General features: G+C 50.9%; 21 protein-coding genes and 2 pseudogenes. 14 read left to right on the top strand and 9 right to left on the bottom strand.

Features of this window, described 5'->3' with window-relative positions; genetic code table 11:
* Positions 1 to 58 precede the first annotated feature (58 nt).
* The 4 genes from ELY38_RS07580 (at position 59) to ELY38_RS07565 (ending at position 4,966) form a co-directional block, all read left to right on the top strand.
* Positions 59 to 1,510 carry an NAD-dependent succinate-semialdehyde dehydrogenase gene (locus tag ELY38_RS07580; protein ID WP_127061036.1) on the top strand — a complete coding sequence of 484 codons (1,452 nt, stop codon included), beginning with the start codon at positions 59 to 61 and terminating at the stop codon, positions 1,508 to 1,510.
* Between the two features lie 81 nt (positions 1,511 to 1,591).
* Positions 1,592 to 3,208 (top strand): acyl-CoA synthetase, encoded by a 1,617-nt coding sequence (locus tag ELY38_RS07575; RefSeq protein WP_127061034.1) that lies wholly within the window; start codon positions 1,592 to 1,594, stop codon positions 3,206 to 3,208.
* A gap of 131 nt (positions 3,209 to 3,339) precedes the next feature.
* A complete protein-coding gene (locus ELY38_RS07570) occupies positions 3,340 to 4,005 on the top strand; it encodes a glutathione S-transferase family protein (protein WP_127061032.1) in 666 nt (221 codons plus the stop codon).
* A 571-nt stretch (positions 4,006 to 4,576) separates the two neighbouring features.
* A complete protein-coding gene (locus ELY38_RS07565) occupies positions 4,577 to 4,966 on the top strand; it encodes a hypothetical protein (RefSeq protein ID WP_127061030.1) in 390 nt (129 codons plus the stop codon).
* Between the two features lie 573 nt (positions 4,967 to 5,539).
* Here ELY38_RS07565 and ELY38_RS07560 read toward each other — a convergent pair.
* The 6 genes from ELY38_RS07560 to ELY38_RS07535 form a co-directional block, all read right to left on the bottom strand.
* A complete protein-coding gene (locus tag ELY38_RS07560; protein WP_127061028.1) occupies positions 5,540 to 6,601 on the bottom strand; it encodes a tartrate dehydrogenase in 1,062 nt (353 codons plus the stop codon).
* Positions 6,602 to 6,678: 77 nt separating this feature from the next.
* The gene (locus ELY38_RS07555; RefSeq protein ID WP_127061026.1) at positions 6,679 to 7,845 is read right to left on the bottom strand and encodes a mandelate racemase/muconate lactonizing enzyme family protein; all 1,167 of its coding nucleotides are present in this window, start codon (positions 7,843 to 7,845) and stop codon (positions 6,679 to 6,681) included.
* Positions 7,846 to 7,857: 12 nt separating this feature from the next.
* Complete coding sequence (locus ELY38_RS07550; RefSeq protein WP_127061024.1) at positions 7,858 to 8,313, bottom strand: tripartite tricarboxylate transporter TctB family protein; 456 nt, start codon at positions 8,311 to 8,313, stop codon at positions 7,858 to 7,860.
* Positions 8,310 to 9,851 (bottom strand): tripartite tricarboxylate transporter permease, encoded by a 1,542-nt coding sequence (locus tag ELY38_RS07545; protein ID WP_127061022.1) that lies wholly within the window; start codon positions 9,849 to 9,851, stop codon positions 8,310 to 8,312. The genes ELY38_RS07550 and ELY38_RS07545 overlap by 4 nt, the downstream gene beginning before the upstream one ends.
* Positions 9,852 to 9,940: 89 nt before the next feature.
* Positions 9,941 to 10,891, bottom strand: a complete 951-nt coding sequence (locus ELY38_RS07540; RefSeq protein WP_127061021.1) for a Bug family tripartite tricarboxylate transporter substrate binding protein — start codon at positions 10,889 to 10,891, stop codon at positions 9,941 to 9,943.
* 186 nt (positions 10,892 to 11,077) lie between these two features.
* Positions 11,078 to 11,815 (bottom strand): FadR/GntR family transcriptional regulator, encoded by a 738-nt coding sequence (locus tag ELY38_RS07535; protein WP_127061019.1) that lies wholly within the window; start codon positions 11,813 to 11,815, stop codon positions 11,078 to 11,080.
* 710 nt (positions 11,816 to 12,525) lie between these two features.
* On the opposite strand from ELY38_RS07535, the gene ELY38_RS07525 reads away from it, so the two are divergent.
* The 9 genes and pseudogenes from ELY38_RS07525 to ELY38_RS19620 all read left to right on the top strand — a co-directional run bounded on the left by ELY38_RS07525 (position 12,526) and on the right by ELY38_RS19620 (position 20,613).
* Positions 12,526 to 13,419 (top strand): TRAP transporter substrate-binding protein, encoded by an 894-nt coding sequence (locus tag ELY38_RS07525; RefSeq protein ID WP_246009087.1) that lies wholly within the window; start codon positions 12,526 to 12,528, stop codon positions 13,417 to 13,419.
* 62 nt (positions 13,420 to 13,481) lie between these two features.
* Positions 13,482 to 13,994: a TRAP transporter small permease gene (locus ELY38_RS07520; RefSeq protein ID WP_127061017.1), complete on the top strand. Its 513-nt coding sequence runs from the start codon at positions 13,482 to 13,484 to the stop codon at positions 13,992 to 13,994.
* 2 nt (positions 13,995 to 13,996) lie between these two features.
* Entirely contained in the window at positions 13,997 to 15,268 is a 1,272-nt protein-coding gene (locus ELY38_RS07515) for a TRAP transporter large permease (RefSeq protein WP_008957886.1), read from the top strand.
* 23 nt (positions 15,269 to 15,291) lie between these two features.
* Positions 15,292 to 16,065, top strand: coding sequence for an SDR family oxidoreductase (locus ELY38_RS07510; protein WP_127061015.1), 774 nt, complete (start codon positions 15,292 to 15,294; stop codon positions 16,063 to 16,065).
* 19 nt (positions 16,066 to 16,084) lie between these two features.
* Complete coding sequence (locus ELY38_RS07505; protein ID WP_127061013.1) at positions 16,085 to 17,020, top strand: 3-hydroxyacyl-CoA dehydrogenase; 936 nt, start codon at positions 16,085 to 16,087, stop codon at positions 17,018 to 17,020.
* Between the two features lie 30 nt (positions 17,021 to 17,050).
* Entirely contained in the window at positions 17,051 to 17,983 is a 933-nt protein-coding gene (gene kce / locus ELY38_RS07500) for a 3,5-dioxohexanoate:acetyl-CoA acetone transferase (protein WP_126982058.1), read from the top strand.
* A gap of 12 nt (positions 17,984 to 17,995) precedes the next feature.
* On the top strand, positions 17,996 to 18,505 hold the full coding sequence (locus tag ELY38_RS07495) for a gamma carbonic anhydrase family protein (protein ID WP_127061011.1): 510 nt from the start codon (positions 17,996 to 17,998) through the stop codon (positions 18,503 to 18,505).
* 82 nt (positions 18,506 to 18,587) lie between these two features.
* Complete coding sequence (locus ELY38_RS07490; RefSeq protein ID WP_127061009.1) at positions 18,588 to 19,652, top strand: LacI family DNA-binding transcriptional regulator; 1,065 nt, start codon at positions 18,588 to 18,590, stop codon at positions 19,650 to 19,652.
* Positions 19,627 to 20,613: pseudogene (locus tag ELY38_RS19620) on the top strand (glycerate kinase). Before ELY38_RS07490 ends, ELY38_RS19620 begins: the two are co-directional and overlap by 26 nt.
* A gap of 142 nt (positions 20,614 to 20,755) precedes the next feature.
* Here the strand turns inward: ELY38_RS19620 and ELY38_RS19615 are convergent.
* The 3 genes and pseudogenes from ELY38_RS19615 to ELY38_RS07475 form a co-directional block, all read right to left on the bottom strand.
* A pseudogene (locus tag ELY38_RS19615) lies at positions 20,756 to 20,911 on the bottom strand (IS3 family transposase); the annotation flags it as partial.
* A 56-nt stretch (positions 20,912 to 20,967) separates the two neighbouring features.
* Positions 20,968 to 21,177: a type II toxin-antitoxin system VapB family antitoxin gene (locus tag ELY38_RS07480; RefSeq protein ID WP_126982055.1), complete on the bottom strand. Its 210-nt coding sequence runs from the start codon at positions 21,175 to 21,177 to the stop codon at positions 20,968 to 20,970.
* Positions 21,178 to 22,345: 1,168 nt separating this feature from the next.
* A complete protein-coding gene (locus ELY38_RS07475; protein WP_127061007.1) occupies positions 22,346 to 23,680 on the bottom strand; it encodes a site-specific integrase in 1,335 nt (444 codons plus the stop codon).
* Positions 23,681 to 24,022: 342 nt separating this feature from the next.
* On the opposite strand from ELY38_RS07475, the gene ELY38_RS07470 reads away from it, so the two are divergent.
* A complete protein-coding gene (locus ELY38_RS07470) occupies positions 24,023 to 24,205 on the top strand; it encodes a hypothetical protein (RefSeq protein ID WP_127061005.1) in 183 nt (60 codons plus the stop codon).
* The last annotated feature ends 8 nt before the right edge of the window (positions 24,206 to 24,213 follow it).

The raw sequence follows: 24,213 nt of genomic DNA, 5'->3' as shown, positions 1-24,213 counted from the left end.
CACAAGTAAAGCTTATGGATGTTCCCTGGGCAGCGAGATAAAAAATTGAGGACGAGTAATGAAACTCAACGACCCTGAACTTTTCCGCCAGCAGAGCTACATTGATGGTCAGTGGTGTGATGCCGACGACGGTAGTGTTTTGGCAGTGACCAACCCATTTGACGAAAGCGCGGTCGGTACATGTCCAAGTCTTGGAGCTGTCGAAGTACGGCGTGCGGTCGCGGCGGCTGAACGAAGCGGTGAGGCCTGGCGCCGCAAGACAGGTAAAGCGCGTGGTGAAATTCTTCGACGCTGGTACGAGCTGGTCAAAGAGAACATTAACGATTTGGCGCTGATATTGACCACAGAGCAGGGTAAGCCGTTTGCCGAGGCGCATGGTGAAATACTCTATGCCGCGTCTTACATCGAGTGGTTTTTGGAAGAGGCCAAACGTAGCTATGGAGATGTGATTCCACAAACCCAATCAGACAAGCGGCTGTTCGTCATCAGACAACCGATCGGCGTCTGTGCTGCCATCACTTCTTGGAATTTCCCCAGTGCATTGATTACACGCAAGGTTGCGCCAGCGCTGGCGGCTGGATGTACGATCGTGGTTCGCCCCCCTAATGAAACACCTCATTCAGCGTTAGCATTGGCCGAGCTTGCGGAACGGGCTGGCGTTCCCGCCGGTGTGTTCAATGTGCTGACGGGGGATCCTGTTATTATCGGTAAGGAGCTCACCGCATCCCCAGTCGTACGAAAGCTTACTTTTACCGGCTCGACCGCCGTGGGGCGTCTTTTGATGGAACAGTCGGCGCCAACCGTGAAAAAGCTGTCGCTGGAGCTGGGAGGGAATGCACCATTCATTGTATTTGACGATGCTGAGCTCGATGCCGCAGTGGAAGGTTTAATCCAATCCAAGTTTCGCAATTCCGGGCAAACCTGTGTCTGTGCCAATAGGGTGTTCGTGCACGAGGCCATTTTTGATGACTATGTCAACAAGCTGACGGCGAAAGTGAGCCGCCTTAAGGTAGGCAGTGGCTTGGAAAAAGAGGTCAATCAGGGCCCACTGATCAATAGTCGAGCAGTCGACAAGGTGGATCGCTTGGTGCAGGATGCCGTGGCTCACGGTGCCAAGGTGATAGTTGGCGGTAAGCGACATGCACACGGAGGCAATTTCTACGAGCCGACATTGCTTACCGGTGTCACCGAATCGATGCAATTGGCAAACGAGGAAATCTTCGGCCCGGTGTTGGCGATTGCCAAATTCAGCAGTGAAGACGAGGTGCTGCGCCTGGCCAATGAGTGTGAGGCAGGATTGTCAGCTTATTTCTATACAGAAAGCGCTTCGCGCATCTGGCGTGTGACGGAAGCGCTAGAATATGGAATCGTTGGTGCCAATGCCGGTGTCGTTTCCTCTGAGGTGGCACCGTTTGGTGGCATCAAGCAGTCGGGAATTGGCCGGGAGGGCTCCAAATACGGGCTTGATGAGTTCATGGAATTAAAATATATGTGTCAAGGTGGTTTTTAGGGCATCCAATTGATAGACCTTAACAGCTGGCGATGTATATCGCATGCCACTAAAACCAAGCTAATATTCAAGGAAAAGCAAATGATTGGCAGTGCTACTACTTACAATGAAATAGCCAATAGCTTTCTCTGGCCTTGTGACGAGCGCTTGAATATTGCCGAGGTTTGCTGTGATCGATGGGCGAGCGATCCGGGCCGAATTGCTCTTATAGAAGTCGATGAGCAAGGAGAAAATCAGGAGATTAGTTTCGCGGTCTTACAGTCCATGGCGAATCGCTTGGCTAATAGTCTTGTGAACCAGGGGGTTTCGGTAGGCGATCGGGTGGGCATATATCTGCCACAATGCGCAGAAACAGCTTATTCCCATATTGCTTGTTACAAGCTTGGCGCTATTGCGGTTCCCTTGTTCAGCCTTTTCGGGCCCGATGCTCTCTTGCATAGAATGCAAGATTGTCAAATGAGTACAGTGATAACCGATGCAAGGGGGCTTGAGCGCCTTGCCGGTATTCATGCTTCGCTGGATCACCTGACGGTTATTTATTCCATTGATGACGGGGCAGGTAGCCTAGGGGCTTTAGACCTGCATAGTGAATTGGAAGGTTGTAGCGACCAGTTCGAAACCCGGAACAGCTTGGCTATTGATCCTGCCGTCATAGTTTATACATCAGGAACGACAGGAAGTTCAAAAGGCGCAGTTCACGGGCATAATGTGCTGATTGGACATATACCGGGGGTCCAGGTTTCTCATGACTTGTTTCCCCAGCAAGACGATATTATGTGGTCTCCTGCAGACTGGGCCTGGATAGGGGGGTTGTTTGATGTGCTTCTACCTTCCTTGTATTTCGGTATTCCGGTTGTGGCGAGACGAATGTTGAAATTCAATGCTGAAGAGGCATTCACGCTAATTGAGCGTTACGGAATTCGGAATATGTTTCTCCCTCCTACTGCACTCAAGATGATGCGGCAAGTGGAATCTCCTGAAAAAAGATGGGACTTGAAAGTTAGGAGTATTGCCAGTGGAGGGGAGGCACTGGGTGAAGAACTATTGGACTGGGGGAAACGTGTTTTTGGGCTTACCATCAATGAGTTTTACGGTCAGACCGAGTGCAATGTCGTAGTGTCCTCCTGCGGCTGTCTTGGCGTCCATCGGCCAGGGTCGATCGGCAAGGCAGTGCCAGGTCATGGGGTAGCTATTGTTGATAACGATGGCAGGGTCCTAGGGCCTAATGAGATAGGAAATATTGCGGTACGCTCACCTGATCCCGTCATGTTCCTGGAGTATTGGGGTAGCCCTGATGCCACCAGGGCAAAATTTGTGGGTGAATGGCTCTTGACGGGGGATATGGGGAGACAGGATGAAGACGGCTATTTTGAATTTTTTGGTAGAGATGACGATGTCATTACTAGCGCTGGTTATAGAATCGGGCCTGCACCTATTGAGAATTGTCTGTTACGGCATCCTGCCGTACGGATGGTTGCAGTCGTAGGGAAACCAGATGCTTTAAGGACTGAGATCGTCAAGGCATTTGTGGTTTTATCAAAAAGTTATATGGTTACAGAAGAGCTTTCCAATGAGCTAAAGAACCACGTAAAGAGAAACTTGGCAGCTCATGAGTATCCTAGAGAAATTGTTTTTATTGATGAGCTTCCTCAGACTGCAACAGGAAAAATAGTCAGAAGCAAGCTTAGAAACCTTTGAAAAAGTAGAGTCAAAAGGCGAACAGTCCGAAAGATAGGGCGGCCCATGAGTCACAGGACGATGCAGGATACAACCTGTCTCTTCTTGTTAAAATTTACATTATCGATAATCATGACATAAGAGAAATAATAATGATTATATTGCATCACTGCATGAGCGCTAGGTCATTTCGCCCTCTCTGGATGCTGGAGGAGCTGGGCTTGCCTTATAAACTGAAGATGCATGACTTTCCTCCCCGATTACGTGAGAAAGATTACCTGCAAGTTAATAATTTAGGTACTATTCCAGCGCTAACTGATGGAGAAGTGTTTATGACAGAATCTGTAGCGATGTGTCAATATTTGGCTGCGGTTTACTCGGAAAAAAACTTGGATGTTTTATCAAGTGACCTCGGTTTTTCCGATTATATTAATTATCTCCACTTTGGTGAAGCTACATTAACTTTTCCCCAGACCCTGATTCTTAGATACAAGTATTTTGAAGTGGAAGAGCGGCGAAATATACAAGTTGCAGAGGATTATGCTAAGTGGTTTTTGTCAAGATTAAAATCACTCGAAGGAAAATTAAGCGGAAAGGAATTCATTAGTGCAGATCGCTTTACTGCTGCGGATATATCGATTGGCTATGCGCTCATGCTTGCAAGTCATCTCGGATTGAGTGAAAAATTCAAACCGGAAGTTTCACGGTATTGGAAAAGTTTGGCGTTGAGAGAGGCTTATCAACGAGCTTTACTAGTTCAGGAGAAAGCAGCTAAAGAGCAAGGAATATCAGCAGTTCCCTCACCGAATATTAGGTAAGAGACATGAAATCCTCAATTTAAGGTTATAAGAGAGTTTTTTATCTTACTTTGAGGTAGCGTCTAAATTTATTTAAAAATTAATTATGTATTATGAGTTACTTTTTTCGTTAACTTTTCGAGCCATTGTATTGCTGTTTGATTAAAAGTATTTAAATAGTTCATTGTCACTAAATTAAAAGGCTAGAGGTTGATATCGCATGCCTGTAGTGGAATTCGTATTTGGCTCAGCGGAAATACTTAACCGGTTATTTTGCGAGCTAATAAGTAGGTGAAGAACTAATGACAGCTATACTGCTACCTGGTGCACAATATTGAGAAGTTGTCGTATTACTGCCTAGTGTATCTGTAGCTAAGGGACAGGTTTCCGACTAGCCTTCGTGAGCCCGTTAATAAAGAGTAGTTATTAATGGCGGCACGCATAAATACATGTCGAAGTAATTGTATTAGAAAAATCGTCCAAAGTGCTAGCCGGAAAAATAAATATGCAACTAGATGGTAAGTATAGCTCGAAATCGAGTTTATTTGCAAACTTGTTAATTTTTTAGGTGAGATATGACCCGCTGATTGATATGCTAAACCGAAAGCTTAATGTACTTAACTTTTCAATGGGCTTAGCAATATTTCTAGGAGTTATTGGTGAAATCATGATTTTTCTAGGCATAAAAGATGAGGGTTCTATTGATTTCTCGGCTCCTTTCGCTACTGGTCAAGCTAAAACAGGTTTTGTTGGTATATCGCTAATATTTTGTTCAATGATAATTTCGATTGGAACCCTTCGTTATAAAGCTTTAGAAACAACTAAGAGACGATCGGACACTGAGCAGTCTATAAAGGTCAAAAATGGAGATATCGAAATTGAGTGGAAGGGTAATCTTGTGCACTGGAACGACTCTCACCATGTCAGAAAGCTGTTAGATGAAATAATGAGCAGCGTAGTCAAAAATAATAATAAACATTGACTGAGAATCTTATTTTCGTGGTGCTTGATGGTCGTCCTGTGAGGCTATACCGCCTGGCATTAGAATACTGGGAAACATTGCATAACAATGCCATGCAAGCGACAAGTGTGTGGTGGCTGGAGATACACGTCTACGGGTAATGCATGAGTCTTGATGAATCGCCTCGGGATTTGTAGACAACATCTGATCTTATATTTGGCGCCTGAGGAGATTGCCTAAGCAGTCAATTTATGGACTGGGGCAGTTTTTCATCTAATAATGCACTGTTACATTAAGCTAATTTACTGCTTTTGGCCGATTTTTGCCACCGATAGGGATGTTACTGACTGATGCAGCCATTCCCTTCGAAGCAGAATAAAAATCTTTTTTGCGTAAAGGGAACCTTCTCTCTACCTCACCTTGATCGGTGAAGCAGAGAGAAGATCGCTGTTGATCCTTTTAGCTCATCATGGGCTCTAATGTGCTGTATTCATTGGGTGAATTCGAGGGATATGAGGGTCCGTTAAGCAGTGCTTATAGAAGTTTTCTTTAAGCTGCTTCAAGAGAGCCATTCTTGAAGCAGTTGCAATTTACTTATTGTTGTTCAATGTCGGAACAGATGGCTCGGGTCGCATCCTGCGTGGTCGCCGTACCTCCAAGATCCTTTGTTTGTAGACCTGAGGCGGTCAATCGCTCTATGGCCGCCATAAGTCGTTCAGCTGCCGTCGATTCCCCTAAGTGTTCCAGCATCATGGCAGCCGTCCAGAAGGCACCCACGGGGTTGGCAATGCCTTGTCCAGCAATATCAAATGCTGACCCATGAATCGGCTCAAACATGGAGGGATAAGCCCTCTCTGGATTAAGGTTGGCAGTGGGCGCAATGCCTAAACTGCCTGATAGAGCGGCGGCCAAGTCCGACAAAATATCGGCATGCAGATTAGTCGCGACAATGACATCCATTGTCTCCGGCTTAAGCACCATGCGAGTAGTCGCGGCATCGACAAGCTCTCGATCAATCGTCACGTCAGGAAAGTCTTTTGCCACCTCGAAGAACACTTCATCCCATAGCACCATGCCGTATCGCTGAGCGTTGGATTTGGTGACCAATGTTAGCTTTTTACGGGGGCGGTCTTGGGCGAGTTTAAAAGCGAAACGGTGAATTCGCTCTATCCCTTTTCGGGTAAATATCGCCACCTCCGTGCCGACCTCCTCGGGATGCCCACGATGAGCACGGCCACCGTTGCCCGCATATTCACCTTCACTATTTTCTCTAACGATCACCCAATCAATTTTCTCGGCGCCTTTTAAGCGGCTATTAACTCCAGGGAGCACACGGGCAGGGCGTACATTGGCGTATTGATCAAAGCCCTGACAGATAGCGAGCCGAAGCTCCCAAAGCGACACATGATCGGGAACCTCTTGGCTGCCCACCGCACCGAAGTAGATAGCATCAAATGTTGAAAGTTTTTCTAGTCCACCCTCGGGGATGTATTCACCTGTCTCAAGGTAGCGCTGAGAACTCCAATCAAAATCTTCGAATTCAAACTGAAAATCGTCACTTTTTTGTGACAACGTTTCCAGTACCTGCTTACCCGCCTCAATGACTTCGAGGCCTATTCCATCACCTGGGATAACGGCGACACGATGATTGCGCATATCTTAAGCTCCTGCTTTTATAGACAACTTTGTTGTAAATTGTTGCGGCTGAGCGGAGAGGGAGTTAACCGCACCGCTCAGCGAAGATGCTTATCGAAGACTTTCATAAGCTCACGTTTGTCCTCAAAACCAATACCGGGCATTGTCGGGATGGCAACATATCCTCTCTCGATGGGGGTCGAGTCGGCGAAGCCGCCGAATGGCGCGAAGACCCTCGGGTAGGACTCGTTTCCTCCCAGCTTGAGGCCGGAAGCGATGTTGAGAGCGAACTGATGGCCGCCATGCGGGACACATTGTCTCGGTGACCAGCCATGTTGCTTCAACACATTGAGCATGCGCAGGTATTCCACTAGGCCGTAGCTAAGCACTGGATCCATTTGCAGAATGTCGCGATCGGCGCGCATGCCGCCATAACGCAGCAGGTTGCGAGCATCTTGATGAGAAAATAAGTTCTCGCCGGTGGCCATGGGGGGCGCATAGTGTTCACCCAACTGCTGTTGCAAGGCGTAATCGAGAGGATCACCAGCCTCCTCATACCAACGCACCCCATAGGGGGCTAGGCCCTCGGCGAAGGCCAGCGCGGTCTTGAGTTCAAAGCGACCATTGGCATCGACGGCTAGGCGCGAAGCGTCACCGACAACCTCGATCGCCGCCTCCACCCGTTCGAGGTCCTCGGCTAAGGGCGCCCCGCCGATCTTCATCTTGGTGCAGGTGCAGCCAAGGTCGAGATAATCACGCATCTCGTCCTTGAGAGCACTGACTTGCTTACCTGGATAGTAGTAACCGCCTGCCGCATAAACTGATACTTTCGCATCGGCCGTCCCATCGCCATGACGCTCGGCCAGTAGTTGCACCAGGGACTTGTTCTCCGCCTTGGCGACAATGTCCCACACCGCCGTGTCGATGATGCCCACCGCCACCGAACGCTCACCGTGTCCACCGGGCTTTTCGTTGGCCATCAACACATCCCAGGCCCGGAAAGGGTCAAGATTAGTGCCATTATCATCGAGCAAAGCTTGTGGGTCGGCTCCACGAAGGCGGGGCAGAAAGCGCTCGCGCAGTAGGCCGCTTTGCGCATAGCGACCATTGGAATTGAAGCCGTAGCCCACCACCTGACGGCCATCGACCCAGACATTGGTATAGATCGCCAGTACCGATACATCCATCTTGGCGAAGGAGATGTAGGCGTTGGCAATGTCCGAGGCGATCGACACCCGTGCTTCACGGATATCAGTGATTTTCATGCATCACTCCTACTAAAAGAACATTCCCGACGGCAGGCGCACATTGAGCACCTCCGTGAAGGTCAGGTAAAAGACGCCAACCAGCACTAGGATCACCGGGGTCCACTTCAACATGCGCTGCCAGGTAACCGCTGTCTCCACCCTGGCCAGATACCAGGTGAGTGAAAAGAAGGCGATCAGCGTCGTCAGCAGGAAACCCAGGATCTCGACCACGCCCCACCAAACAAAAAATCCGATCATCACGGTGGCCAGCCGCCGCGGACTGCCGGTGATCTCGATCTGGCGGCCACTCGGCTTGATAAACCCTTTGACGATCAAAGCGATTGAGATCAGTGCCAGTATCAACAGGATGGCGCGCGGAAAGATGATGCTCAGCCGCCCGATATCACCCCTCGGAAACCACAACACGGCGCCAAACACCAGGCCGAGTACACCTGAGGCGATATCGGTATTAAGGCGCAGAATCATGACGAGCCTCCACTGTCATTATCATCAACCTTATCCAATAGCCCCTTGCGTGCCAGCCACATAGGTACCAGCGCCGTCGCCGCGCCTAGCACCACTAGACCCGCGAGTACCATTGAGAGTGGATTTCTTACCAACCTTAGCCAGGGAATCGGATCGACCACCGCTGCCATCAGCGTTTGCACATAGCCCTGTTCGGCTATCCCTCCGAGTATCAAGCCAAGTACGATGGGAGCGGCCTGGATGCCGATCAGCCTTAGAAAATAGCCGGCCGTGCCCAGGAGCAGCATAATCCCCACATCGAGCATACTATTACGCAATGCAAAGGTACCGAGAATGGTTACCATCGCGATGCTGGGCACTAGAAAATAATAAGGCGTGCGAATTACCACGCGGTGAATCACGCGTCCACCCAATAACCCGACAGGCAGAAGCATTAATGCCGCCAGTCCCATGGAAAGAATGAAGCCATTGGTCAGCACACCTGACTGGGTGAAGAGATCGAGCCCTGGACGTAGGCCATGCATTAGCAACACCCCAAGGATGATGGCATCAGGCGGCGCGCCGGGTATACCCAGCGTCAGCAGTGGCACCATACTGCCCGCGACCATCACGTTGTTGCTTGATTCCGACGCCACCACGCCATCGACGTTACCCTTGCCAAAACTCTTGGGCTCCTTAGAGAAACGCCTCGCCTCGTTATAGGCCACCAGGCTGGTAACATTGCCCCCAGCGCCGGGGATGATGGCGATGACCTGACCAATCAAACACGAGCGGATAAGATTGGCCGGTTTGCTGAAGATACGCCGTGCTATCTTGGCGATGGAGACCTCTTTCTTGCGCAGTTCGCCTCCGTCGGGCAAGGCCCCGCGTCCCTCTGCCGACATGGTCAGCAACTCGGGAATTACGAAAAGCCCGATCAGTGCCACGATCAGCTCGATACCGCCTTGTAAGGGCGGGTAGCCAAAGGTGAAGCGGCTCTCGCCACCGACTGGCGACACTCCGATCGTGCTCAGCAAGATGCCGATACAACCGCCCAGCAGGCCTTTAAGCAGGGAGTCGCTTGACAGGCTGGCGACCAATGTTAGCCCCAACATCGCCACCCAGAACATCTCCGATGGTCCGAAGGCGACCGCCAGCCGCGCAAGCGGCGGCGCGAGGATCAACAGGAAAATGACCCCGACAATACCGCCCACCACCGACGCGATGGTTGCCGCCGCTAGGGCCTCATAGGCCCGGCCCTGACGTGCCATGGGGTAGCCATCAAAAGTAGTGGCAATGGAAGAGGGGGTCCCGGGGGTATTGATCAGAATGGCGGTGAACGCCCCGCCATAGATAGAGCCCATGTAGACTGCACCTAAAGCGATCAACCCCTGTAAGGCCTCCATCGAGAAAGTGAAGGGCAGCAACATGGCAAGTGCCATCGTAGCCGTGAGCCCGGGCATGGCTCCGATGAAAAGCCCCGCCGACACACCGATCAGGACGGTTAACATGCTCTCGAACGTCAGAAGGGAGGTCAGCGCCTCCAGTAACATATCCATGGGTCACCCTCCTTGTGGCCACGCGTACGTGACCAGCATGGTGAAAAGATGATAGGGGCCCAATCGAGGGCCCTGCGGAGGGAGGAGTGTTACTCGGCTTCTTCGAGAATCGGGCCGTAGGCCTCGCGTAGCATGGCCATTACTTCATCAACTTCGTCACCGGTAATGTACTCCATCACGAAGCCCAACGGCTCCTGCCTCTCGGTGATCTGACGATTGGCTTCGGCGAAGGCTTCCTCTAGGGTAGCCACCACGTCATCGGGTGTGTCCTTGGGCACCGCGACACCGCGGTACGCACCACCGACGATATCGTAGCCTTGTTCCTTGAAGGTGGGCGCATCAGGCAGTGCCTTTACGCGTTCCTCGGCGGCAACGGCCAACACCTTAACGCTGTCGGCCATTTCAGTGCCGAGCATGGTGTAATTAAAGATGCCGGCAATATGGCCGCCTTCCAGCGCGCCTTTAAGAGGACCAGTGCCCGAGAAGGGGATGTAGGTCAGATCTATATCGGCTTCTTGTTCGAAGCGCAGCATGTCCAGATGGTTGGCGCTGTAAGTACCACTACCCCCAAGCGTGATAGCTTCAGGGTTTTCCTTGGCGTCCTCAATCAAGTCTTCCAGCGTATCGTAGGGGCTATCGTCAGAGACGATCAACGCATTGGGCGTTGAGTGGAAAAAAGTCACGATTCGCCAGTCGTCAGTCGTGTAACCAGCATCATTACGCTGTATTGGCTGGCCGATGATGTGTGGGATATTCACGCCGATGATCTCGTAGCCATCGGGCTCGGCGCTATTCTGGAACTCGCTCCACGCCACGGCCCCACCGCCGCCGGGACGGTGGGTAACGTTGACCGAAACGCCAAGCACCTCTTCCAGGACCGGCTCCTGGAAGCGCGCCGTCACATCGGATTCGCCACCTGGATCGAAGGGGATGATGTAAGTGATAGTGTCTTCCGGGTACTCGGCCAAGGCTAGACCTGCAACTCCTATGGCGGTGATAGCCGTAACGGACAACGCGAGCGTCTTGTAGTTAAATGTCATGGCATGCTCCGACTTAGTTGTATTATTTTATGTAAGTTTCTTCGTCGTTAACGGTAGTTGCGCCAATGAGAGCCGTGGTTATTGTTTTACTCGGTCTGCGTCCTACCAGATCGTTACACACCACTATTTTCCAGCGTGAACAACCTTACTGTTCAAACTAGCCGAGTTGTAAAAGTTGTCAACTTCCTATCCCTCGAAGACGCGTCGACGAGAACTACTCAAGTGATGCTGCATACAAAAAGCGGCACGCTCGGCGTCTTCAGAGAGGATGGCATCGTGGATATCACGATGTTCGACTTGTACTTCGGGGACATGGCGCTCAGGGCGTCGCAAGCCAAGACCGCGCGCCAGGTTCTGGCCATACGTGATGGCTGACTTAAGCGACAACAGGGTATCGGAGAAAAACCGGTTATGCGTGGCGTGAGCGATGGATAGATGGAAGTTGAAATCGGCATCTACCCCGAGGGCATTGTCACGAATACGCTGTTCAAGCAATGCCAGTGCTTGGGTCAGTGCCACGCGCTCTTCTTCTGTTGCCTTGATAGCCGCGAGTCGAGCGGCCTCAGTTTCCACGGCGATGCGGAACTCAAAGCAGCGTTGGATATCAGCTAGGCTTTCCAGCGGAGCGAACTCCAACATGGCACGATCAGGGCGCCGTTGTACGAAACTCCCCGCGCCACGTTGCGAGCGAACCAGTGCATCATCACGCAATCTAGCCAATGCTTCGCGCACGATCGGACGAGACACGCCGTAATGAGATGCCAGTTGCTCCTCTGATGGCAGTCGCTCACCTTCACCGAATTCACGCTGAATAATTCGGTCGACAATATCACCGTAAACCCGGTCGCTAAGTTTCTGACCCCTGCCATCCGGTCTCTCGTTGGAGGGAGCCAGCTGCGAGACTTTTTCCATGGATGAAGGCATGTACTTTCCCCAAGACTGTTAGTTGTAACTGTTAATGCAATAACAGCATACGCCAGCAGAGTAGTGTGCCTCCATGCCTAGCGCGATTCAGTCGTTGCTTGGTGTAGAAGAGTTTGTGGCCCAGATATCTCTCAATTGAGGAGGTGACTTTTGCCCAACCAACTTGCCTTTATTCCAAGGTGTAAAGGAGATGTCAGCCAAAACCCTCAGCTCATGACCCTCCCTCGGATTGAGGTCAAAGGATGGCTCAACTCAAGCTAATCATTTGCTAAATAGATAGAGCCGACATGTTTTGTCTTGGTTAGTGATGAGTATTGTATTGAGGTCAGAGAGCAAGTCTTTTCCTCAAAATAAAATCTGGTTTGCTTTTTAAACATAATATATGAATACGTATTCATAATTACTACTAAAGGATATTTACTTTTTAATCAATTAGATAGGGTTTGTCATTCACGATGCTATTCATGCATCGTTGCATACGTACTCATTCTCTCCTATAACTTCAATCGGGCTTGAACAGCATTACAGAATCTCGGCTGAGGCCCGTATGAAGCAAGTGACAGACTACAACGACAATACACACAGCATTATTGCTGGATTACAACTAGGAGTGCTGTATGAAGCTTTTCCTTCCTCTCACATCTTTGGCCGCTGCCATCGCTTTGGCCACTTCAACCCATGCTCTTGCACAAACAGAACGTGTTATCAATGTGAGTCTACCACTCGGCCCTGACTCACAGCAGGGTATTGGGGTTCTTAAGTTTGGTGAGGAGCTTGAGCGCCTCTCAGAAGGCCGGCTAACCATTGAGCCCCACTACGACAACGCATTGGGTGCAGAACGCGAAGTCGTCGAAGGCATGGGCTTTGGCATCATTGATGCCGGTATTTCCTCCACCGGTCCGATGGGGGGCTTCGTCGATGAATTCATGCTCTTTGACTTACCCTACGTCTTCGAGAACCATGAGCATGCCTATGCCTTTCTAGACAGCGAACATGGCGAGGAGCTCGCCCGGCTGGCCGAGGAAGGCATGAACGTGAAGTTCCTGGCGTGGATGGAGAACGGCTTCCGTCACAACACCAACTCGGTACGTCCGATCGAGAAACCCAGCGATCTGGAAGGCATTAACCACCGCACACAGGAAAGTCGCGTCCAGGTCGATACTTGGGAAGCACTGGGTGCTAACGCGACCCCCATGGCATGGACCGAGGTTTACACCGCCCTCCAGCAAGGTGTTATGGACAGCCAGGAAAACCCCCTGGCCACCATCTATGACGTTAATTTCTACGAAGTTCAGGACTACCTGAACATGACCCAACACGTCTATTCGCCAGCGCCACTGATGATGGGCCTGGATCTGTTCAATTCCTTCAGCGAAGAAGACCAGACTATCATCATGGAGGCGGCCCAGATTGCTTTGCCGGTACAGCGTGAGGCCAGCCAAGAGCTGGAACAACGTTACCTCGGGCAACTCGAAGAATTGGGCATGACCGTGACCCATCCCGACCTTGCTCCGTTCCGCGAAGCGGTCAAACCTGTCCTTGAAGAGTGGGCCCCCACCATCGGTGAGGAACTGGTCGACGCTGCCGTCAATTACGAATATTGAGCCCACAACGTCCGCAGGTAGCACGACTTGCTGCGGGCGCTTTTCCGACGCATGAGGCAGCCATGAAGTCTTATCTACTACTGGCCCACAGAGCCATTGATGAGTTTAACCGTCTGATCGGCTGGATATTGGCCGGGTTGTTGTTAGTGATGACGGTACTCATCTTCTGGCAGGTATTTGCCCGTTTTGTCGTAGGCAGCCCGCTGTTCTTCTCCGATGAAATAGCCCGCTTCTCCATGCTCTGGTTGACCTTCCTCGGAGCTGGATATGCCTATCGTAAGGGCACACTAATCTCCGTGGACATCTTACTGGAACACGCCGGAAGAACACTGGCGCGCCTGCTGCGAATTGCCATCATCCTGTGTTCCGCTCTCTTCGCCTTTATCTTGATTAAACACGGTTACGATCTTATGGATAAGGTCGCCAGCCAGACTGCACCCAGCACTCGAATTTCCATGATGTGGCCTTACATGGCCATTCCTGCAGGAGGCGTGGTTATCATGATCAACAGCCTGGGGCTGTTGCTTGATGAGGCACTCAATATTCACAATCAGCCCAAGCAGGAGGTGAACTGACCATGGCACTGCTCTTGTTCCTACTGCTGATTTCGCTGTTCATCATCGGCGTACCTATTGCTCTCTCACTCGGACTAGCCTCTGCGATAACTATTTGGCATGGGGATTTATCACCCATGTTGATCGTTCCCCAACAGCTCATTGCTTCGGTGAATTCCTTCCCATTGATGGCGATACCCTTCTTCATCCTTGCGGGTTCCTTGATGCAGAGCGGTGGGATATCCAGGCGCCTAGTCGACTTTTCCAACACTCTGGTCGGCAGTATGACGGGCGGCTTGGCGATGGTGGCCATTGTCACTTCACTTTTCTTCGCGGCCATCTCAGGATCTGGCGCAGCTACAACCGCCGCCATCGGCTCCATCTTGATACCGGCCATGCTGGCCAAGGGCTACCCTGGAGGCTATACCGCCGCCAACCAAGCTGCCTCCGGCGCCCTCGGCGTTATTATCCCGCCCAGTATCCCGCTGATTCTGTACGGGATTGCTGCCAATGTGTCCGTGGGGGACATGTTCATCGCAGGCATTTTGCCAGGCATCTTAGTAACGCTGACTCTGCTGATCTTTGCCTACTTCTTCGCCAAGGCGAATGGTTTGGCTGGGAGTATCGAAAAGAGTTCTTGGATGGATGTCCTGCGAGCGGGGCGCAAGGCGATCCTAGCAATCCTCATGCCAGTCATCATTTTGGGCGGTATCTACAGTGGCATATTCACGCCGACTGAAGCCGCAGTCATCGCGGTGGCTTACTCTTTCCTGATCGGGTTTGTCATCTATAAAGAAATCAAACTGAGCAGCCTGGTTGATATCCTCAAACAATCGGCTGTTACCAGCGCTATTGTGCTAAGCATCATCGGCGCTGCAGGACTTTATGGGCGTATGCTTCAGCGGCTAAGGGTGCCAGACATGGTGTCCCAATTCGCAATATCGGCCATCGACAGCCCACTACTGTTTATTATTCTGGCCAATCTCCTGCTGTTGTTTGCAGGAATGTTTATTGAGGCAGCAGCGGCGATCCTGATTTTCGTGCCTATCCTGTTGCCCATTGCGATTAGCTTCGGATTCGACCCTGTCCACTTCGGGATCATAATGGTGGTCAATCTGGCCATGGGAATGTTCACCCCACCGGTCGGCCTCAACCTCTTCGTAGCATCACAGATAGCTAATATTAGTATCGCTCGACTCACCTGGTCCGTACTGCCCTTCGTAGGAATCGTACTCATCAATCTTCTGATTATCAGCCTGCTGCCTTTCCTGTCTACTTGGCTGCCTTCGCTGTAAACCCCTCCAAGGAGAGAAACTTTATGACCGTTGTAGAAAGTTTAACGCCACGCCATGGCCTTCGAGTACTGATTACCGCTGGTGCCAATGGTATCGGTTTAGCAATCGCTAAGGCCTTCCAGGAGGCGGGCGCACAAGTGCACGTCTGTGATATCGACACCCATGCCTTGGCCTCGCTGCCGGAGGGCATCTCACACACTGTGGCTGATGTCAGCAAAGAAGAAGACGTCGACCGGTTGTTTCAAGATGTCGCCTCTCTGGGTGGGCTTGACGTCGTCGTTAATAATGCTGGCATCGCCGGGCCCACTGCGGGGATCGATGAGATCGATAATGACGCCTGGACCCGTACTATCGACATTAATCTTAATGGTCAGTACCGGGTTGCTCACCGCGCGACGCCGTTACTGAAGGAAAGCCAGGGGCTGTTGATCAACCTGGCATCAGTCGCAGGTCGCCTGGGCTTTGCATATCGCACTCCTTATGCCGCCAGCAAATGGGCTGTCGTCGGGCTGACTAAGAGCTTGGCAATTGAGCTCGGCTCAGAAGGGGTGAGAGTCAACGCAATTCTACCTGGCATTGTGCGTGGACCGCGTATCGAAAAGGTCATTGAAGACCGTGCGGCCAAGCGTGGGCTTAGCTATGCCGAAATGGAGCAGGAAAATCTTTCTAAGATATCTATGCAACGCATGGTCGAACCCTCTGACATTGCGGCTATGGCCCTGTTCCTGTCGGCACCTGGTGGTACCAATATTTCAGGCCAGGCGCTGAGTGTCTGCGCCAACGTTGAGTCTTTGTGACTGATATAGGAGCAGCCTCATGACAGCACGTATAGGAATTATCGGCGCAGGCTTGATTGGCCGGGCTTGGGCCATTGTCTTTGCACGAAGCGGGATGTCTGTATGTCTCTATGATGTTGATGCTAGCGCTCTCGGCCAAGTCCGAGACGGCATTCGACAATCTCTTCAAGACTTACTTCAGGCTGACCTAATTGAAGATATTGAGGCTCCGCTATCTCTCATCCAGACAGAAAACGATCTGGCGCATGCTATGAGGGGTGTTGAGTACGTTCAGGAATGTGGGCCAGAAGACATTGATGCCAAACGACGTATCTATTCAGAACTTGAGTCGGTGGTGGCCATAGATACCGTGTTGGCTAGCTCTACCTCCGGCATCGCCGCGTCTCGGTTCACAAACCACCTGAAACACCCTGAGCGCTGCTTAGTAGCACATCCTGTCAATCCGCCTTACTTGATTCCGCTAGTCGAAGTAGCCCCATCACCTGACACTTCGGAAGCAGCGGTGAACCGCACCATGCAACTGATGGAACAGGCTCAGCAAACCCCGATACTGGTTCGGAAGGAAGTCCAAGGCTTCATTCTCAATCGTTTGCAAGGCGCATTGTTGAACGAAGCGCTACGCCTGTTTCGCGATGGCTATGTTTCCGCTGAGGATCTGGATAAGACAGTCAAACACGGGCTTGGCCTGCGTTGGTCGTTTATGGGGCCTTTCGAAACCATCGACCTCAATGCGCCTAATGGAGTCGTCGATTACGGCCAGCGCTATGGGCCACTTTACCGCGATGTCGACCGTCAGCGCAGCGATGATGACCCTTGGGATACCGCAACCCTGGCTGCCTTGGGCCAAGAACGCCGGTCACAGCTACCTTCCGAAGGTCTAGCTGAGCGACAAGCCTGGCGCGACCGACGCCTAATGGCGCTGATGGCTCATCAGCGCCATATCGATACCAAATAACTTTTTCACTTTAACTAGGAGAAACTTCTGATGGCTAATAAACGTAAAGTCATAATCACCTGTGCCGTAACCGGTGCCATCCATACGCCCTCCATGTCGCCACACCTACCGGTAACACCTGAAGAGATTGCCGAGGCTGGTATCGCTGCCGCTGAGGCAGGCGCTTCCATACTTCACCTTCATGCCCGCGATCCCGATAACGGTAAGCCCACACAAGATCCAGCTGTCTTCGAGCGGTTTCTACCGCGTATCAAGAAAGCTACCGACGCGGTCATCAACCTTACCACTGGTGGCAGCCCGCACATGACCGTTGAGGAACGTATGCGGCCAGCTATGGAATTTAAGCCTGAGCTTGCCTCTATGAACATGGGATCGATGAACTTTGGGCTTTTTCCCATGCTTAACCGATATGAGAATCTCAAGCACGATTGGGAGCGTGCCCATCTTGAGAATAGTCGCGACCTAGTGTTCAAGAACACTTTTGCTGATATCGAAAAGGCCATGATACTTGGTGCAGAGAACGGCACTCGCTTTGAATGTGAATGCTACGATATTGGCCATCTTTATAATTTACGCAATTTGATGGATCGCGGCATTATTAGTGGAAAAGTCTTCGTGCAGAGTGTGTTCGGCATCCTGGGCGGTATCGGCCCCCACCCCGAGGATGTTATGCATATGCGCCGAACCGCCAACCGCTTATTCGGAGATGACTACGAGTGGTCAGTGCTGGGTGCCGGAGGCAACCAGATGCGGATTGCTGCTCAGGCGGCAGCCATTGGAGGCCATGTTCGCGTCGGCCTTGAAGACTCGCTATGGCTTTCTCCGGGCAAGTTAGCCGAAAGCAACGCAGCACAAGTAGCCAAAGTACGCGAAATTCTCGAAGGTCTTTCCTTTGAAATAGCAACGCCCGACGAAGCACGCGAGATACTTCAACTTAAAGGTGGCGACCAAGTCGGCTTCTAGGGAGATTACTTAATGCCAGTATATCGACTCGAAGGTAACGTTCCCGAGATAGCGCCAGACGCCATGGTGATGGAAGAAGCTACGCTGATCGGGCGTATTCATCTTGCCCACGAAGTCTCTGTCTGGCCTGGCGCAGTGCTACGAGGGGATAATGAACCTATCACCGTCGGGGAAGGCAGCAATCTGCAAGATGGCTGTATGGTACATACCGACCCTGATTACCCGGTCGACAGCGGCTGTCAGGTGACCGTAGGGCACCTACATGGTTGTAAAATCGGCGATGGCGTACTAGTGGGCATGAACGCAACGCTACTCAATGGCGCGGAAATTGGTGATCATTGCATCATAGGTGCCGGCGCTTTGGTCACCTCGGGCAAACGATTCCCTCCACGCTCGTTACTTGTGAGTGTGCCCGCTAAGGTGGTCAGAGAGCTAACCGATGATGAAGTGCAAGGAGCATTAGATAACAGCAAAGTTTGCGCGAAAAAGATCGACCAGTATCGGTCTCTTGAAAAGCTTTGAGAGTGAGTACGGTAAGTCACCGCCTTTGGTTCTGATGAATCGGGCTGTATATGATCTAAACGGCCCTCTGGGAGCGTGATGCATGAAAAGGAAATCCGTAACCTCCCGCGATGTGGCGAAGTTAGCTGGCGTGTCTCAGTCAGCAGTGAGTCGCAGCTTTTCAGCTGATGCCAAGGTGGCGGAGAAAACGCGCAAAAAGGTGTTGGAGGCAGCCCGGCAGCTAGGATATCGCCCCAACTCCATTGCGCGCTCGCTGATCACCAGATCGAGTCGTACCATTGCTGTAGTGGCTTACAGTCTCGAAAATCCTTTCTACAGTGTCATGCTGGAAAAGGCGTCACGCTATTTTCAGCAACAGGGCTACCATCTTCAGCTTTTCTTTGCTCCGTCAGATAACGGTTTCGCTACGGTAATCGACGACATAATTAGAAGCCAAGTCGAGGGGGTGCTGATGCTGGCTATAACCATGGACAGCGCCCAGGCAGAGGAGGTAGCGGATTTTGGTATTCCTTTCGTTGTCATCAATCGAACTGTCAATTTTGATGGTATAAGCCAGGTCGGCAGTGATAACTACAGCGGGGGTTATTGGGCAGGTCACTACCTTTCCTCCCTTGGTCATCGCCGTATTGCCTATCTGGCAGGGTTGCCAGACTCTTCCACCGACCTCCAGCGGCAAGCAGGCTTTCTGAAGGGACTTGCCGACGTGGGTGTGGATTGCTATGCGATGGAGGTAGGTAACTACTGTTACGCAGATGCCTGCCATGCGACGAGGCGCCTGTTTGCTAATTCAACACCACCGGATGCGCTGTTTTGTGCTAACGATCTGATGGCAATCGCTGCTATTGATACCTTGCGGCATGAATTCGGTCTTGCAGTGCCTGATGACGTCTCGGTCATTGGTTTCGACGATATACCGATGGCGGATTGGCCGAGTCATTCACTGACAACCCTGAAACAGCCGGTGGAATTAATGGTCTTGAAGGCTACTGAGCTACTAATGGCGCAAATCAATCAGATCGACATTAATACGGAGCACATCATGCTCCCGGTAACGCCAATGCTGCGAAACAGCACCCGGCGCTCGGCACGCCATCCTAAGGAGAACCTAGAGGAGGTAAGCGATACGCATCATTCTAGCGTCAGATAGCTATAAAGATGCTCTCTCGGCTAGCGAGGCCGTTAGCGCGATCACTGACGGTATTCGTAGAGCTTTACCATCTGCACAGTATGATGCTTGCCCGATGGGCGATGGTGGGAAGGTACTTTGGATGCTTTGATTGACGCTACAGGAGCGGAGCGGCATTACCAGACGGTGCAGGGACCTTTGGGAGAACTTCGTCAGGCAGCGTGGGGCTGGCATCCCATTAATTTCACAGCTTATATCGAACTGGCTGAAGCGTGTGGTCTGCAGCACCTGACTCTTCTGGAGCGCACGGCACTGCATAGCTCCACCCGTGGGGTAGGTGAGCTGATTATCGCCGCTCTTGACGCGGGTGCCAAGCGCATAATACTCATGCGGGGGGAGTGCGACCAACGCTGCGGATGCAGGCATGCTGCAAGCTTTAGGAGTAAGATTGCTTGATGACCAAGGACGACCTCTGTCGCCCGGTGGGGCGGCTCTGATCAATCTTGCTCAAGTGGAGCTTGATGGACTTGATTCGCGCCTGTCTGAGGTGATTGTTGAGACCGCCGTGGATGCAGATAATCCGCTGGTCGGTGAGCGCGGTGCCAGTGTTGTATTCGGCCCTCAAAAAGGCGCTAGCGAAAAAGATGTCGTCATATTGGATGCTGCACTAGCACATTTCGCCAGCAAGGTGACTGAGACTCTGGGAGAAGACTTCCGTGAATTACCCGGTTCAGGGGCAGCTGGAGGGATGGGTTTCGCGGCATGCACCTTTCTCGGGGCAGAGCTGCGTCCAGGTATTGAATTGGTGATGACCCAGGTGGGGTTTCGACAACGACTTGAGCTTGCCGATTTGGTCATTACCGGCGAGGGAAGGCTAGACGGTCAAAGTATGGCAGGGAAAACCCCAATTGGCATTGCCCGCTGCGCACGGGAAATGGGTGTTCCAGTAGTTGTGTTAGCGGGTAGCCTCGGTGAGGGATGACAGTTGGCTTATGATGAAGGCGTAACCGCTGTATTAGCTTTGGCGGATGGGCCGCTAGCACTGGACGAAGCACTATTACGCTGTGCTGAACTGCTATCGGATCGTGCAGAGAGCGTCGTGCGTTTATTTCACTCAGTATCGACTGGATAAATATAAGTTGAACAACTCGAATCTCCGCTAATGCTGATAGCATACCTCTGATATATTCTGGCACGTTATCACAGCGAACGGATCGTGGCTTACCACGCCATTCAATTATCTGGTCTAGCGTTCAGGTAACCCGATCAGTAGGCAACGAGATGCCTGACCTTTTTTTGAAATTGTCCAATAAAACTGGAGTGCCGGTTAAGGCACTTATTTTTTTGAGGCATCCCCTCGATGGCGAGGTATATCTAGCATCTCAGGAGCAGTGCCGCCCAAGGCAGCAAGACGCCGAGCTGTCTGTACTTGCACAAAAGTCTTTACAGCCTCGTTTAAGAGTTCTGACGGTGTATTAATACTTTGTCCTGCATGCTCTCGCGCCTGTTCATATAGAGCATCATCTATGGTGACAGTGATTCGCATAATTATGCTTTTGCCTCATTAACGTTATCATTTTTGTCGCGGTCTTAATCTTATCGTGACTTTATCACTACTGGTTTCCGTACCCCAACGCAAGTCCGTCACCGGGATCAACAAAGCTTTAGAATATCGCATAGTTTGAGCCCTCGAACCTCCATCTTGCTAGAATGAAGTAGAAGCTATCATTATTATTCGTCTTCATCGGCACCAATGTCCTGATGGTAAGAAACCAGATCACCCGCATCTAAAAAGGTGCCGCGTTCAAACTTGCCAGTATTTGTTTTAAGCAACGCATAATAATCAATTAGGACGCGCTTAGTAGAGCTGTGGCGAAGCGCCTAGTCCAAGTTTTCAGCCCATCGACATAATGTATTTCAGCCTTAGGGGGCGAGCCGGATAGCTAGCAGATAATGCTGTCACTGTTACTTGGCGCATATCCATATCCATATTCATGGTTATGATGTGGAAATGGCCGGTTCTAGTGGCTTGGGCTTGCCATGAGTCGTTACTGGGTCTTTGTGGGCAATATTCTCTACCTGCTCTTTGGTAAGATGATTTGTGCCTATGTTAATGCGTTCAGCGTCGCTCGTCGCTCTGACGACTTTCTCATAACCCTCATCCACTTGGTCACCAAACATATAAGCGCTGAGACGGAAGATCGCATTCACCTCGATGAACGGAGCTGTCCATCGCAACTATAACTCTCAAAAACCGTATCCTGTTTGGAGATGGTGAAATTGCTGATGCCGTTGATATGGTGGCGTTGAGGCAGTGACATGGTTTCCACGCGATCAATCAGCTTAGTTGCGGGTTGGATTATCTGCTGGAAGAAGCCCAGGTACTTTGCTCAAGGTGATTTATCAGGACGTTGTTCTGTCGTTGTTGGTTGGCCAGAGTCAGTGAGTATTGTGCAGTATCAGCCTCAAAAAAGTTGGGCTTTGCACCTGGTACTACCTGGCACCGATTGGCACCAGCGTATTCTTGGTACTAGGTAGCAACTGTCACCGATTGACTCTGACGGGGTTAGAGCTAGGTAGTATCTGTCACCGATTGACTCTGGCGGGGTTGGAGCTAGGTAGTAATTGTCACCGTTTTCTCCAGCGGGGCTAGAAGCCAACTCCATTCGTATTTCTGAATAATTTTGATTAGTGTTAATAGGGATTTTTTTTGATCAAGGTATTTGTCCAGGTGGCAATTGATCCGACATATCCACTTGCTTCGCGAACAATTCAACAATATCCCGCGCATGATCGGGACGCAAATGGGCATAATATTTGATAGTTGTCTGGATATCGCTGTGTGCCATTAACTTCGAAACGGTCAGCAAGTCAGCGCCAGCCATAACCAACTGGGACGCGAAGTTGTGGCGAAGTGTATATAGAACTAGGTCATTTGGCAGCTCGGCAAGTGATCGTATCCTTGCCCACGGTTTTTGCATGGCGGTTTTGTCCATTCGCTTCCCATTGCGATGCGAGGGGAATACCAAGCCTGTTTTTGGTTGGCCTACCTGCTTGTGCCAGATAGCCAATGTGTTAAGGGCGGCTGAAGATAAAGGGAAAGTCATTGGCTCGGGGTGATGATGCGCTGTTTTTTCTATCACCTTTCGGATCGTGCCAAAGGTCAGATTGATGTGCTCCCAGCGAAGGCCGGTAATATCGCCGGGCCTAAAGCCGGTGTAATACATGGTCAAAACCCACGGTTTAACATGATCAACATAAACCAAGCTATCCAGGTCGGGCAGGTATGATTTCCCATGAGCGCGACTGCGGCGACGCTGCTCACGCTTCATTTCTTGATAAGCTTCCAAGCCAGTAAATAGTGCTTCAACTTCATTATTTTCAAGATAACGTCGTTGTGACGCTTGCTCAGCCATATCGTCGTCATTCATCGCTGGCTTTTGCAGCTTAATACCCATCAATGGGTTGGCTGGTATTACCTTGCGCTCGGTGGCGTGAATCAACATGGCGTGCATGGCGTCGAAAGAACGCTTGAGACTGCTAAAGGCCAGTGGTTTTTCTTTAGTTTCTTGACGAGCTTGCCAACGTTCAACCTCTGCACGGGTGAGGCTACTCATGGGTTTATCTAGCCAGTCAGAAAAATCCTTTTGGATTCGGCGCAAAGTTCCTTTGCCGTCCTTCTTGCGATTCTGGTAAGCAGAGTAGGGGCCATCTAGGTATGCTCGCAGCGTTTGTTCTTGCTGGCGCTGTTCCTCAGCTTTTGCTTCCTCAAGCACCGCACGCGGGTCGCCACCTTGAGCCACGGTAGCTAGAGCTTCAGTAGCATTTTTGCGCGCCTGGGTTGCTGTTAATGTGCCATAACGGCCAATCGTAAGAATGCGTTGTTTACCTGTCTTTGTGCGATAAAACAAGCGGAAGGTTAAACCACGTTTGCCCGGCCTCACATGATAACCAGCCAATTCAGTATCGAAGACGTTATCGCTCGACGGCTCCTTGGTTAGCTGCTCAAGCGCTGTGCCGGTTAGCTTCATCTTTCCCGTGGTTGTCATGATTGGTCTCTTACTTTCTAGGTAGCAAATAGGTAGCAAAAGCAGAATATAACGGGGTACAGTGGGAAACAACGGCAAAACTATGATTCATAATTAATTTATTAATTTTCAATATGTTAATATTGTTTCTTGTTCCTTTTAGTTTCTGCTTAAATATGGGTTAAATGGAATGGGGTTGCAAAGGTCGCAGGTTCGAATCCTGTCACTCCGACCAGTTAAAATTAAAACGCCGCTTACGGGTCATGCCGAGCGGCGTTTTTGTCGTCTATTAATAAACACTCTACAAATAAATGGTTTAAAAATTGATGCTATGCTGAGGTTATTGGTTTTTAGGAGAGCAGCATGGATCGTATATTTGCTTGGGATGATCATCAAAATAGGGTGGTATATCGTATTCCTGGTCATACCCATAAGGATGGGCGTGAAGATAGCGATTTATCGCCAGTATGGCTACCCGCCGATGAGTCTGAGCTGCCTGAAGGGGTAAGTGTTGATGACTTGCGCAAAGTAACCGTTAAGCAATAGGTTTTTAA

This window comes from Vreelandella nanhaiensis (assembly GCF_003990185.1).
In the GTDB taxonomy this organism is placed as follows: Bacteria; Pseudomonadota; Gammaproteobacteria; order Pseudomonadales; family Halomonadaceae; genus Vreelandella; species Vreelandella nanhaiensis.
This window is presented reverse-complemented; position numbering and strand designations above follow the sequence as displayed.

Excerpts from the sequence above, each read along its gene's own strand:
- ELY38_RS07540 (WP_127061021.1), bottom strand. The coding sequence starts at position 10,891 with ATGACATTTAACTACAAGACGCTCGCGTTGTCCGTTACGGCTATCACC.
- ELY38_RS07545 (WP_127061022.1), bottom strand. The coding sequence starts at position 9,851 with ATGGATATGTTACTGGAGGCGCTGACCTCCCTTCTGACGTTCGAGAGC.
- ELY38_RS07565 (WP_127061030.1), top strand. The coding sequence starts at position 4,577 with ATGCTAAACCGAAAGCTTAATGTACTTAACTTTTCAATGGGCTTAGCA.
- ELY38_RS07535 (WP_127061019.1), bottom strand. The coding sequence starts at position 11,815 with ATGCCTTCATCCATGGAAAAAGTCTCGCAGCTGGCTCCCTCCAACGAG.
- ELY38_RS07515 (WP_008957886.1), top strand. The coding sequence starts at position 13,997 with ATGGCACTGCTCTTGTTCCTACTGCTGATTTCGCTGTTCATCATCGGC.
- ELY38_RS07495 (WP_127061011.1), top strand. The coding sequence starts at position 17,996 with ATGCCAGTATATCGACTCGAAGGTAACGTTCCCGAGATAGCGCCAGAC.
- ELY38_RS07480 (WP_126982055.1), bottom strand. The coding sequence starts at position 21,177 with ATGCGAATCACTGTCACCATAGATGATGCTCTATATGAACAGGCGCGA.
- ELY38_RS07470 (WP_127061005.1), top strand. The coding sequence starts at position 24,023 with ATGGATCGTATATTTGCTTGGGATGATCATCAAAATAGGGTGGTATAT.
- ELY38_RS07580 (WP_127061036.1), top strand. The coding sequence starts at position 59 with ATGAAACTCAACGACCCTGAACTTTTCCGCCAGCAGAGCTACATTGAT.
- ELY38_RS07475 (WP_127061007.1), bottom strand. The coding sequence starts at position 23,680 with ATGACAACCACGGGAAAGATGAAGCTAACCGGCACAGCGCTTGAGCAG.
- ELY38_RS07575 (WP_127061034.1), top strand. The coding sequence starts at position 1,592 with ATGATTGGCAGTGCTACTACTTACAATGAAATAGCCAATAGCTTTCTC.
- ELY38_RS07510 (WP_127061015.1), top strand. The coding sequence starts at position 15,292 with ATGACCGTTGTAGAAAGTTTAACGCCACGCCATGGCCTTCGAGTACTG.
- kce (WP_126982058.1), top strand. The coding sequence starts at position 17,051 with ATGGCTAATAAACGTAAAGTCATAATCACCTGTGCCGTAACCGGTGCC.
- ELY38_RS07555 (WP_127061026.1), bottom strand. The coding sequence starts at position 7,845 with ATGAAAATCACTGATATCCGTGAAGCACGGGTGTCGATCGCCTCGGAC.
- ELY38_RS07550 (WP_127061024.1), bottom strand. The coding sequence starts at position 8,313 with ATGATTCTGCGCCTTAATACCGATATCGCCTCAGGTGTACTCGGCCTG.
- ELY38_RS07570 (WP_127061032.1), top strand. The coding sequence starts at position 3,340 with ATGATTATATTGCATCACTGCATGAGCGCTAGGTCATTTCGCCCTCTC.
- ELY38_RS07520 (WP_127061017.1), top strand. The coding sequence starts at position 13,482 with ATGAAGTCTTATCTACTACTGGCCCACAGAGCCATTGATGAGTTTAAC.
- ELY38_RS07560 (WP_127061028.1), bottom strand. The coding sequence starts at position 6,601 with ATGCGCAATCATCGTGTCGCCGTTATCCCAGGTGATGGAATAGGCCTC.
- ELY38_RS07505 (WP_127061013.1), top strand. The coding sequence starts at position 16,085 with ATGACAGCACGTATAGGAATTATCGGCGCAGGCTTGATTGGCCGGGCT.
- ELY38_RS07490 (WP_127061009.1), top strand. The coding sequence starts at position 18,588 with ATGAAAAGGAAATCCGTAACCTCCCGCGATGTGGCGAAGTTAGCTGGC.